This is a genomic window from Fulvivirga sp. M361 (assembly GCF_007097395.1).
In the GTDB taxonomy this organism is placed as follows: Bacteria; Bacteroidota; Bacteroidia; order Cytophagales; family Cyclobacteriaceae; genus Fulvivirga.
The window spans coordinates 61,449-73,536 of record NZ_VKDC01000008.1 but is presented as its reverse complement, the minus strand read 5'-3'; the positions used below and the strand labels follow the sequence as shown (position 1 = coordinate 73,536).

General features: G+C 45.1%; 7 protein-coding genes. All 7 read left to right on the top strand.

The genetic code is table 11. From position 1 onward, the window contains the following. Positions 1–4 precede the first annotated feature (4 nt). The 7 genes from FNH22_RS10995 to FNH22_RS10965 all read left to right on the top strand — a co-directional run bounded on the left by FNH22_RS10995 (position 5) and on the right by FNH22_RS10965 (position 12,020). Positions 5–1,744 (top strand): RagB/SusD family nutrient uptake outer membrane protein, encoded by a 1,740-nt coding sequence (locus FNH22_RS10995; RefSeq protein ID WP_143398426.1) that lies wholly within the window; start codon positions 5–7, stop codon positions 1,742–1,744. 29 nt (positions 1,745–1,773) lie between these two features. Continuing rightward, positions 1,774–4,611, top strand: a complete 2,838-nt coding sequence (locus FNH22_RS10990; protein WP_185154179.1) for a TonB-dependent receptor — start codon at positions 1,774–1,776, stop codon at positions 4,609–4,611. 20 nt (positions 4,612–4,631) lie between these two features. Beyond that, entirely contained in the window at positions 4,632–6,305 is a 1,674-nt protein-coding gene (locus tag FNH22_RS10985; RefSeq protein WP_143398424.1) for a RagB/SusD family nutrient uptake outer membrane protein, read from the top strand. A 32-nt stretch (positions 6,306–6,337) separates the two neighbouring features. Further along, positions 6,338–7,399, top strand: coding sequence for a DUF5013 domain-containing protein (locus FNH22_RS10980; protein WP_143398423.1), 1,062 nt, complete (start codon positions 6,338–6,340; stop codon positions 7,397–7,399). A 40-nt stretch (positions 7,400–7,439) separates the two neighbouring features. Next, positions 7,440–8,321: a family 16 glycosylhydrolase gene (locus FNH22_RS10975; protein WP_143398422.1), complete on the top strand. Its 882-nt coding sequence runs from the start codon at positions 7,440–7,442 to the stop codon at positions 8,319–8,321. 229 nt (positions 8,322–8,550) lie between these two features. After that, the gene (locus FNH22_RS10970; RefSeq protein WP_185154178.1) at positions 8,551–10,683 is read left to right on the top strand and encodes a discoidin domain-containing protein; all 2,133 of its coding nucleotides are present in this window, start codon (positions 8,551–8,553) and stop codon (positions 10,681–10,683) included. Positions 10,684–11,144: 461 nt separating this feature from the next. After that, positions 11,145–12,020 carry a family 16 glycosylhydrolase gene (locus FNH22_RS10965; protein ID WP_221420257.1) on the top strand — a complete coding sequence of 292 codons (876 nt, stop codon included), beginning with the start codon at positions 11,145–11,147 and terminating at the stop codon, positions 12,018–12,020. Positions 12,021–12,088: the final 68 nt, after the last annotated feature.

The following is a 12,088-nucleotide window of genomic DNA, read 5'->3' as shown; positions in this document are numbered from 1 at the left end:
TCGAATGAAAAAGACATATAAAAATATACGGTTTTACAGGACCATCGGAATGGTTGTTTTCTTGAACCTGGTGGCGTGCAACGACGATTTTCTTGAAAAGCCCGAAAGTAATGATGTTACCATCGATGAAATATTTTCTACACGAATTAATGCCGAATCATTTTTATGGGAAAGCTACAGGACTTGCATGCCTGTTGGGTTTCCCTACGATTGGGGACGTCACAACGGCCTGTATGCATCAATGCTGATGGCGGCCTGCGATGAAGGAGATGTCTATGACTCCTGGCCATCCTCGAATAATCATAATACCGGGAACGTAAGCACTACATATACGGGAGAAGACAACTATGACTGGCACTACAAAGGCATTCGGAATGCCACTATTTTCATGGATAATATTGACAGGGTATCGGAGATACCGGAAGATGAAAAGAGTAGGATGAAAGCGGAGGTAAAGATCTTGAGGGCTCTGCCGTATCATGAATTGATCAAGAGGTACGGTGCTGTTCCACTGATCACCTCTGTTCTTTCCACAGAAGATGATATCCTGTTACCACGCAATACCTATGAGGAATGTATAGATTTCATTGTACAAAGCTGTGATGAGGCAGCTGCGATACTACCGGATAGCTACCCTGCCAGCCAAACGGGTAGAATAACCAAAGGGGTTGCCCTTGCGCTGAAAGCCAGGGTCCTTTTATACGCTGCCAGCCCTCTTCACAATACCAATACACCCTACATGGGAGAAGGCAGGGAATATACCGGCTACCCTTCTTATGATGAGAGCCGGTGGCAACTGGCAGCTGATGCCAGTCAGGCACTGCTGAACTGGGCGGCAGGTGCCGGCATACAATTGGTCACAGAATCACCCGACCCGCAAGAGAATTATCGAAATGCCATTGAGCTGACTCATAATCCGGAGATCATTTTATCCAGCCAATCTGAGGGCTGGTGGAATTCCGACTGGCCTATGTTTCAGCAATTTGCCATGCCCCGAGGCATTTACGGTGGGTGGTATGGACATGGAGTGACCCTGGAGCATGCACAGAAATATTATACACAAAGTGGTGGTGACCAGATCTGGCCTGATAGTGGCCCGGGCAGTGAGTACCTATCCAAAATGCAGGAAATGGAACCACGGTTCCAGTACTCTGTACTGTATTCCGGAGGGGTTTGGAATGATGAAATAGGTGTAGTTAATTTTTTTAGAACAAACGGAGGCACATGGTCTTCCAATGCACCGGTCAACGGCGTCGGTTTTATGCGTAAATTTTTAGTGAAAGGAAATTGGGGTGGCGGGCAATACAATTGGATCGTTTTCAGGTTGGCAGAGTTTTACCTGAACTATGCCGAATCATTGAATGAAGTATCCCCGTTGGACCCCAGGGCTTTTAACGCTATTAACACCATAAGGGACAGGGCAGGTATACCTCAGCTTTCATCCGCTGATCCACGATACGATACACAGGAAGAGTTCAGAGAAGCTATCAGAAGAGAACGTGCTGTAGAACTCGCCTTTGAAGAGCATCGCTTTTTTGATGTACGCAGATGGGTGATAGCGGGACAGGAAGGAGTAATGCAAGGTGAAATGCACGGACTCAACCTTTATGAACAGGCAGATGGGAGTTTCTTGTATCAAAAAGAACCTTTTGAAACCCGTGTGTGGAATGACAGGCTGTATCTGTACCCTATACCACAGGGGGAAATTGATAAAGGGTATTTGAAACAAAACCCCGGATGGTAATCGGGACCATAATGAAAAAATCTAATGAAATGAAACAAATTTTACCGACTCATATAAAATTCAATCTTTTTGCAATACTCCTTTTTTGTTGCCTTTATGCCACAGGATGGGCCCAGTCTGCCGAGGAAAAAGTCATTGTGACTTATGAAGATGCTACGGAAGATGAGAAATCCATACCCGTGGCCTTCGGAACGCAGAAAAAAGAGGAAATCACATCGGCTATTTCGACCATTGGAGGTCAGGAAATGAGCAAAACACTTGCTCCAACATTGAGCAATACACTCTTCGGACGTTTACCTGGCCTGACGGTAATGCAGGGTAGTGGAGAGCCTGGTTATGATTCACCTTCCATGCTTATCAGAGGTAAGGGAACGTACAACAACAATAATTTTTTGGTATTCGTTGACGGATTTGAGGCTTCTTTTGATCAATTATCGGTGGACGAAATAGAGAGCATTTCTGTTTTGAAAGATGCCGCAGCCCTTGCTCTTTATGGTATAAGAGCAGCAAATGGAGCCATTCTGGTTACCACCAAAAGGGGCAGTATAGGCAAGACCAGGATCTCTTTGAGTGCAAGAACAGGCTGGCAACAACCTACTGAGTTGCCGGAATTTTTAGGCGCTTATGACTACTCAAGGCTTTACAACGAAGCGCTGCAGAATGATGGCCTTCCTGCCCGTTATTCGGATGAAGCGTTGGCAGCCTATCAGGATGGAAGTGATCCCTTTCTACATCCGGATGTCGATTGGTATGATGAAGTTTTGAGAGAAAGCGCACCTATTAGTGACTACAGTTTAACCTTTTCCGGAGGGTCTGAGACAGCGAGGTATTTTGTTCTTCTGGGACATATGTCAAATCAGGGGCTCTATGACAATACGGATCCGGATCAGAAGATCAATTCCAATGCGGATTTCAAAAGATATAATTTCCGTTCAAACATTGATCTTCAATTGTCACCGGTGGTAGATGCTTCCCTTGACTTTGGGGGTAGGATAGAAGATCGGTTCTTCCCTAACTTCAATGGGGCACAGCTGTGGGAAAATATGGCCGGTTACCCGGCCAATGCCTATCCTGTAAGAAATCCTGATGGCACATGGGGTGGAAACTCCATATATCCGGACAATCCGGTCGCGTCCATATTGGATCGGGGGTATACTTCTTCGCATGACCGCAATGTAATGGCTACGCTCAGGCTATCCGAAAAGCTGGATTTTATTGCACAAGGCTTGAGGTTCAGGCAGGCAATTTCAGTGAATAGCTGGCACAGGGGTAACTACAATAAGACCAAAGGCTATTCATTTCAGGAGTTAGTAAGAGGCGCCTCTGCAGATGGCCGTGATAGCCTTATCTACGTAGAGCAGGGAATCGATACAGATTTTGAGGTGAATGAAGGAGGAAATGACCAGTTCAATAGATTTAATATACAAATGGCCCTGGAATATGGTAAACAATTTGATAAGCACGGGATATCCGCTCTGGTGATGTATCACCAGGATGTACTGGATGTCAGTGGGAATAACGTGCCTTTTGCCAATCAAAGTATAATGGGGCGGGTTAACTACAATTACAATGCTCGTTATTATGCAGAGTTTGGGTATGCGTATAGTGGTTCGGAAAGCTTTCCCAAAGGGAAAAGGTTTGGGTTTTTCCCTTCTTTATCCGCTGCATGGATAGTGAGTAAGGAAGATTTCCTCAAAAACAGTAAAACCCTGACTTTCCTCAAAACACGTGCTTCTGCAGGTCTTGTGGGTAACGATCGTCTCGTTGGAAATCGATTTGCCTATACTCAGGATTATAATTATTCAGGAGGGTACTATTTCGGGCCGGATGTGGCGTGGTCGGGGGCTATTGAAGAAGGAACCCTTGCTAACCCCAATATTACCTGGGAAAAATCCCTGAAATACAACTTGGGAATTGAAGGTAGTTTGTTTTCAAAACTGGACTTTGTGGTAGATCTCTTTTTTGAAAAAAGAACGGATGTCCTGGCCAGTGCCAATGCTACAGTTCCTGCCTATGTAGGGGTGGATGCTCCCTTTGAAAATGTGGGAAAGGTCAATAATCGTGGGTTTGAAGTTAGCCTGACCTATCGTGATCAGATTGGGGAATTTGGGTATTTTATTAATGCCAGCGCATTTTATGCTCGGAATGAAATAAAAGAGATGAATGAGGTGGTAAGAGCCGAAGACTATCTGTACAGAACCGGTGAGGCCATTGGTCAGCCGTTCGGCCTTGAAGCCATAGGATTCTATCAGCAAAATGATTTTGACTCCAACGGAGACCTTGTGCCAGGCGTACCGGTATCTGCCTTTTCGCCTGTTCGGCCGGGGGATATCCGTTACAAAGATGTAAATGGTGATGGCTTGATCGACGACAACGACGAAATGGCCATAGGAGATCCATGGGAGCCGTCTCTGACCTACAGTTTCAATTTAGGAGGCAGCTACAAGGGGTTTGATCTGGAACTGTTCTTTCAGGGAGCAGCCAACAGGGACGTTTACCTGAACGGGACCTATTTCTGGGCATTTGTAGATGACAACAATGCAGGGACCAATATTTTGAACAGATGGACCCCTGATAACCCGGTAAGCGCCAGTTATCCGGCATTGACCACCCAGCCTAACGAAAATAACTATCGCAGATCTACATTTTGGAGTCAGTCAGGAGGTTTCCTGAGGCTTCGAAATATAGAAGTTGGCTATACACTGCCGGAACAATGGGTCAGTAAACTGGGAATTTCCAAAACGAGAATTTTTGTAAGCGGGGTGAACCTGTTTACCTGGCACAATGTGGATGCGGTGGATCCTGAGAACCTGGGTGGGTACCCGGTATTGAGGTCCTATAGTCTGGGGGGCCGAATTCAATTCTAGTACTGATCAAAAAAAGAAAAATGAAAAAGTATATATATCAATCTTTATTACTGGTGGTTTTCGTGCTCTTTGCTTGTGAGGATGATTTTCTTGACCGGGAGCTGGATACCAATTACAACGAGGATCAGGTTTTTTCTACCTACACCACTATTCGGGACTTTGGCACTGGCATTTATGCCTATTTACCGGAGGGGTTCAGCAGGATAAACGGAGCTATGCTGGCCTCCGCATCTGATGACGCTCTCCATAGTGGAACAGGCACGGCCATTCAAAGTTTAACCAATGGTAGCTGGGGAGCGCTCAATAACCCGGATGATCAGTGGGGGCGTTTTTACTCAGGGATCAGAAAGGTGAATTTGTTCCTGGAAAAAACCGTAGATTATGAAACCATCGTCTTTCGCGATACCATCTCGGATGAGGGCCGGCAGAATTATTGGAATCAAACCAATGATCTGAAATGGCTCAGGGCCGAATCACGTTTTTTAAGAGCGTTTTTTCACTTTGAATTAGCAAAACGTTATGGTGGCGTTCCCATCATTACCGAAGTATTGTCACCGGAAAGCCCGGCGCGGGAACGTAATAGCTTTGAGGAATGTATCAGCTTTATTGATACAGAGATCACTTCTATTATGGATGATCTCAGACTGACATGGAGCGGTTTCGATAACGACAAAAAGGTAGGCCGGGCAACACAGGGGGCAGCCTTAGCCCTTAGAGCCAGGGCATTATTGTATGCAGCCAGTCCGTTACATAATACGGGCAATAGCATAGAGAAATGGCAGAAGGCTGCTGAAGCGGCCCATGAAGTAATACTACTGAACCAATATTCTCTGGAAGGAAACTACAGGAACCTTTTCAGGTCGATCACTAGTGATGAGTTTATCCTTGCCCGTCGCTACGCTGCCAGCGCTGATTTTGAAAGGTTAAACTATCCTGTAGGTTTCGAGGGAGCCATGGGGGGTACCAACCCCTCACAAAACCTGGTGGATGTATATGAAACGATCAATGGACTCTCCATTGCTGACGACCCTTCGTACGACTCTTTGAACCCTTATGTGGATCGTGACCCAAGGCTCTCGATGACGGTCATAGTCAATGATTCGGAATACAAAGGGCGAAGGATAGAGATCTGGGACGGCGGCAAAGACGCACCGGATAAGCCCCGAGGTACCCGAACAGGCTACTACCTGAAAAAATACGTTGATGAAGGGTTGGATCTTACGCAAAATCGAACCAGCGTGCATACCTGGGTCTATTTTCGGTATGCTGAAGTATTACTCAACTATGCAGAGGCGATGAATGAGGCTTATGGCCCGGATAACAGCGCTGGATTTTCACTAAGTGCCCAAGATGCTGTGAATATGGTGAGGCAAAGGCCCGGAATCAATATGCCTGACATAGCTGAGAGTTCTCAGGAAGAATTCCGAAAAAGAATACGAAGGGAGAGGCGTGTTGAGCTCGCCTTTGAGGAACACAGGTTCTGGGATGCCAGGCGCTGGATGATTGGCGAAGAGTCTCTGGGGAGCCCTATCTATGGAGTAAGGGTCACTAAAAATTCAGACGATTTTCTTTATGAATATTCAAACGACCCGGTAGAGCAGAGAATCTTTGAAAAAAAGATGTATTTGTATCCAATTCCAAGAGAGGAGATCATTAAAACCAATGGTACATTGACTCAAAATACCGGTTGGTAGACCATACGAAATACAAAAAAGACATTGACATCATGAGACATATAAAGAGAATAATGACCAAAATAGCTTGCGGGCAATTATTTCTTTTGGCGGGCATGTTTTTTTCCTGCCAGGAAGATCCCGAAGAAGTAATAATAACCCAGCCTTTAGTGAATGTTTCGATCCGGTGGGGCGGGGAACAGCTGAATGTGACAGAAGAAAGAAATTTTTCGGTTGACCCTGATAAAACAGAGTTCAGAATTCCGCTTGGAGTAACACTTTCTACGGTTACGCTGGATTCATTCAAAGTGGATGTGTCAGTGAATACGGCTATTATTACCGAACTAATCTCCAATGGCACCCTTAAAAATACTGTATTGCTTCCTGAGGGTGACTACTCCATACCGTCAGAAGTAAAGGTCCAGGCCAATACAATAAGTGCACCACTTCACTTAGTAGTGGATTTCAGTACTCTTGAAGATTTTTTTGGCAGTACCCTCGCTATAGCAGTGAGTATTACGGGTACCTCAAGCCATACACTGATGGGGCCTGAGAATACCGCCATTATTTTAATTAATACAAAAGCCGCCATAGAACTGAGTGAGATCGGGGATGTGACAGAGAAGTATCTCAAAAACACAGGTTATCCCTTTATTTCAACGGAAAGAGAATACGAAGGGGGACGCTGGGGAAACCTGGATGACTGGTCAGCCAATGATGCGGCCAGGAGCCATGGCGGATATGGTGGTTTCAACTCCGATGCGGGAGGAACGTTTGGATTGGAATCAGGTTGGGGATCACCGAATATACCCAACGGTAAGGTATATCAGACCACTACACTTCCGGCCGGAAAATACGCTTTTGAAGTAGCGGAATGGGATTGGAATGGTATCAATAGTGATCCCGCGTATTTTGTAATAGCGGAAGGGAACGGATTACCGGATATCAATGCCCTGAACAACAATGCGCTGAATTACAGCTCTCTGAGTAGCGGCAAGGTTGAATTTACGTTGGCCGTGGCCACTGAGGTCTCTCTGGGTGTGGCGGTAGACTTTGTTGACGGAAGTGGGCAAGGCTTTAAGATCAAAAGGCTATCGCTTACCAGACTGGAGTAACGAGGGTGAAAAAAATACAAATGATTAAAAAGTGAATAGAATGAAATCATGGTTGGGCGACAGTACCTTGTTTTTCGGTTTTTTTTGTTTTTTGGCTTGTCAAAGCGATGGTGCCAATCGAAAATCTCTTGATCCTCCCGGGGAAATACCGGGACATCACCTGATCTGGAGTGATGAATTTGATACGGATGGAAAGCCTGACACTACCCGATGGGCTTATGAGCATGGTTTTGTCCGTAATGATGAATTGCAGTGGTATCAGCCTGAAAACGCCATTTGTGAGGATGGGGTACTCGTAATCGAGGGCAGAAGGGAAAAGCTGAAAAATGAGGAGTATGATCCTGCAAGTGACGACTGGAGAAAACAGCGTGAATTTGCTGAATACACCTCTTCCAGTATCAACACGAAAGGCACGTTTTTCTTTCAATATGGTATCCTTGAAGTGAAGGCCAAAATAGATACGGCAAAAGGGATGTGGCCGGCCATATGGACACTGGGCGAGACAAAACCCTGGCCTTCCAATGGAGAAATTGATGTGATGGAGTTCTACCGGGTTCAGAGTCAACCAAGTATACTGGCCAATGCCGCGTGGGGAGATCACTGGAATAGTACTGTTTGGGATGATGAACAACGTTCGTTGGATCACTTTCTAAAACAGGATCCGAACTGGCCCCATAAGTTCCATGTCTGGAAAATGGAATGGACGGAGGAGGATATCAGGCTATACCTGGATGACGAATTGCTCAATGAAGTAGATCTGACAAAAACAGTCAATAGCGACGGCTTTAATCCTTTTCATCAACCTCATTACATTTTACTGAACCTCGCGCTGGGATCGAACGGAGGTGATCCTTCAGAAACCCGGTTCCCCCGTAGATATGAGGTAGACTATGTGAGGGTATATAAGAGACATGCTGATTAAGGAGAGGTCACTGATGGTTTGACCATAGCCTTAAATGATCAGTAGAGTAAGAATGATATACCCATTGAATCCCATTCCTGAAAAGGAGTAAAGACAGGGGCGTAAACAACCTGTGGCATGGGGGTTGGTTGATCAATACCCCATTTTAAAGTGATGTTTCACCTGTCAGTAAACGCTGTGTTTACCTACTTAGAGGGAGGTTAATATGACACCAAAGACCAGGGTTCTTATGATAATAGATTCAGGAAAAATATTAAACAGAGTGGTCTGTAATACTTTCATTTTGATAATGCTTTTCAATGCACTGATCCTCCCGGCCCAAAATGTAATAGAAAACAGCTTTATCTGGAAGGATACGGATGGCAACACAATAGAAGCACATGGCTCCGGATTTATCTACAGGGATGGCACATACTATATGATCGGTGAGGACAAATCCCACAACGCACATCTTTTTAAAGGAGTGAATCTCTATTCATCACCAGATCTCATGACCTGGACATTTGTAAAGACAATCATTGATAAAAATACTCACACTGATCTGAATAACAATGATAGGGTCATAGAACGGCCAAAGATCCTGTACAATGATCAAACGCGGCAATATGTTGTATGGCTCCACTATGAGTCCGGCAACTATGGTATGGCTCAGGCTGGTGTTTTCTATAGTGATCAGATCGACGGTGATTACATTCAGCATAGTCATTTTCGACCCTTTGGTAAAATGGCCAGAGATTGTACCCTTTTTAAGGATGATGATGGTATGGCTTATTTCATTGCAGCTGCCAACGAAAATGCCGATATAGAGATATATAGGCTCACAGCGGATTATCTTGATGTAGAGGCCAATATCCGGACCCTTTGGCCAGGCCGGTGGCGTGAAGCCCCGGCCATGTTCAAGCATAATGGGTATTACTTTTTAGTCACCTCCGGTGCCACCGGATGGGACCCCAATCAGGGTAAATACGCCTACGCTCAATCCATTGAAGGTCCATGGTCAGACCTGATGGACCTGGGCAATGGCTCTACCTTTGATTCACAGCCCAATTACATTATACCTGTAGTGGGTACTGAAAAAACTACTTTTATTTATTCCGGTGATCGTTGGCAGGATCCTGATCTGCAGAGGTCTAAGTATATCTGGTTGCCGCTGCAAATTTCCGGTAACAAACTTACACTTAACTATCGTCTGAGATGGCAAATTGATGTCAATACCGGTAACTGGAATGATTATACAGATCCCCAGGCGATAGATAAGCGGCAATGGACCTTAGAGTATGTGAGTAGTGAGGAGGCGTTTGATGGTAGTATGGCAGAGAATGTTTATGACAACGACCCACTCACCTTCTGGCATTCTGATTGGAAAGACCATTGGCCTTCCCACCCTCATCAGTTCCAAATTGATCTGGGGGCTAATTATACCATTGAAAAACTAAGGCTTCTTCCACGTCAGGACGGCAATTCAAACGGAATGGTGAAGCGATATGATCTGTACATAAGTAAGCAACCGGAAAACTGGGGTAACCCTGTCTCGTCAAACAACTTCACACTGTCCCGTTCCGAAAAAGAAGTGACCATTAGTCCCAAAGAAGGCAGATACATACGTTTTGATGCCCTTTCAGGATTTGATGAAAATCCATGGTCATCCCTGGCAGAGCTGGACGTTATCGTATCGCCGGGATCCATGTGTTATTATAGCGATGAGGTATTGACAGGATCTTTGATCAGTTCGGTCATAGATGAAAACGTGACAGGAAAAGCTTTTGATGGATCCGTCGGCACCTATTTTGAAGCGGGAACGGCGGATGGCCACTGGATTGGTTATGATCTCGGGGCTAAGAATAAAATCAGCGCATTACGGTTTCACCCACGTGCGCATGAATCAGACAAAATGATCGGAGGTAAGTTCCAGGCCTCAAATTCAGCGGGCTTTGATGAAGCTACGGGCCTTTATACCATTGACCACATCAGCGGGGATGACTGGCAGTGTATCAGTACGGATATTTTGAAGGAGTATCGTTATGTCAGGTACCTGTCTCCTGACAATAGTTATGGTACGGTAGCAGAAATTGAATTTTACAAAGCGCCCTCCGTTGTACTATCTATTGACCCTGAAAATGTCAGAGATGTATTGTTTTTCCCCAATCCGGTGAAGGGGGAATTGTCTTTTAAGGATCAGGGCATGACCTTAATGAATAATTCAAATGTTGAGATTCTCGATGCAAGCGGCACCTCTGTTGGATTTTATGAAAACCATGCTATGGATACATCTATTGATGTACGTCATCTGAGTACAGGTGTTTACATGGTAAGAATACAATCGTCCACAGGATTACGGATCAGGAAACTGATAAAACAATAGTTTCGCAGCAATAATCCGGAGTTCAGAGACTGGGCGTCATTTCCCGGTGTAATACGCGCCCTGTTCTTTTAGGGATTAGAGCCCGTTCTACGATTTTTAAAGAATACCTGAAATGGTGATAACAGAATGATAAAAGTGAATTTCAACATACTTTTCATCACGCCATTATCAATGAAAAAGAAGTAACAATAAAAAATACCTTTCAACACCCGTTTATCCCCGAATTCGGATTAATAGTTCCCCCATTGAATTGAAAAAATATGGCGTTATTTCAATCACAACGGTGAATTACGCACTGAACGATGCTCACTAAAACGCTCCTAAAAATTCAGGTGTTCACTACACCTGAAATCATTCCTGTCAGGAGATAACGATCTTCATGGCGATGGGTGGAACGTTTGATTTTTTTTAAGAAGAACAGTAGATCGTGCAAATCTTTTATAACCAAAACAAATACCAACATGAAAAAGATAATTATTGCTATTATGTATGCCACTTTAAGCGCCTGCTTTTTTGGCTGTAATGAGAATACACTTGAACCCTCTGCCGTACCGGCTGTGGAACCTTTAACGACAGCAGCGGGTGATGAGTCCACAGCAACTCCGTCAACTGCTGCTTCGGGAAGTTGGGAAACCGTTATTTGGGATGGTTTTGATGGTTCCGGTTACAGCGGTTTTCACAATACGTGGAATTACCTGTACCCCTGGGGCAGCGACCACAATGGCTCTGCCCGTATGTATGGAAGCCCTACCGACCATAATCATATTTACAAAAGCGGGTCGGGATACCTGGTATTGAAAGCCTCCAGGATCAATTGGAATGAAGGTAACAGCTCTCATGACCCATGGTTGCCCATCCGATATCATTCAGGAGCCATCCATGCCAAAAACAAAGTACGGGTTACGGATCAGTTTCCGGAATGGAGCGCCCAGGTCAGAGTGGCTACGAATACCGGCCCGGGAATATGGCCTGCCTTCTGGCTCACACATGATGGTCCCTGGGATGCAGAGAGCGACATTATGGAATTCGTAGGTAGCAACTATTGCCGGCAAAATACCTATGACCTGGCCTGGGAAGGGCAGGAGACCTGGATTGCTACACCAACCGCTTACCATACTTACAAAATGTGGATGAGAAAAGATGGTAATGATGTGGATCTTCATTATTACATAGATGGTGTTTGGAAGGCACAGCATAGGGGTACTAATTTTGCCAATAAAGACCTGTGGGTTATCCTTAACCTGCAGATGGAAGGGTCGTCCGGTAATAACGGGCCGGGAGGAGATACTTACATGCACGTTGACTGGGTCCATGTTGACCGACTGAGAATGTGGTAGGATCAGTTGACGGTTTTTATAAAAACCGTCACCAATAGGATGCTACACACAAATTTTGAAAGCTGCCC

Bases quoted from the DNA above. Each gene is read 5' to 3' on its own strand.
- FNH22_RS10995 (WP_143398426.1), top strand. From the start codon at position 5: ATGAAAAAGACATATAAAAATATACGGTTTTACAGGACCATCGGAATG.
- FNH22_RS10990 (WP_185154179.1), top strand. From the start codon at position 1,774: ATGAAACAAATTTTACCGACTCATATAAAATTCAATCTTTTTGCAATA.
- FNH22_RS10985 (WP_143398424.1), top strand. From the start codon at position 4,632: ATGAAAAAGTATATATATCAATCTTTATTACTGGTGGTTTTCGTGCTC.
- FNH22_RS10975 (WP_143398422.1), top strand. From the start codon at position 7,440: ATGAAATCATGGTTGGGCGACAGTACCTTGTTTTTCGGTTTTTTTTGT.
- FNH22_RS10965 (WP_221420257.1), top strand. From the start codon at position 11,145: ATGAAAAAGATAATTATTGCTATTATGTATGCCACTTTAAGCGCCTGC.
- FNH22_RS10980 (WP_143398423.1), top strand. From the start codon at position 6,338: ATGAGACATATAAAGAGAATAATGACCAAAATAGCTTGCGGGCAATTA.
- FNH22_RS10970 (WP_185154178.1), top strand. From the start codon at position 8,551: ATGATAATAGATTCAGGAAAAATATTAAACAGAGTGGTCTGTAATACT.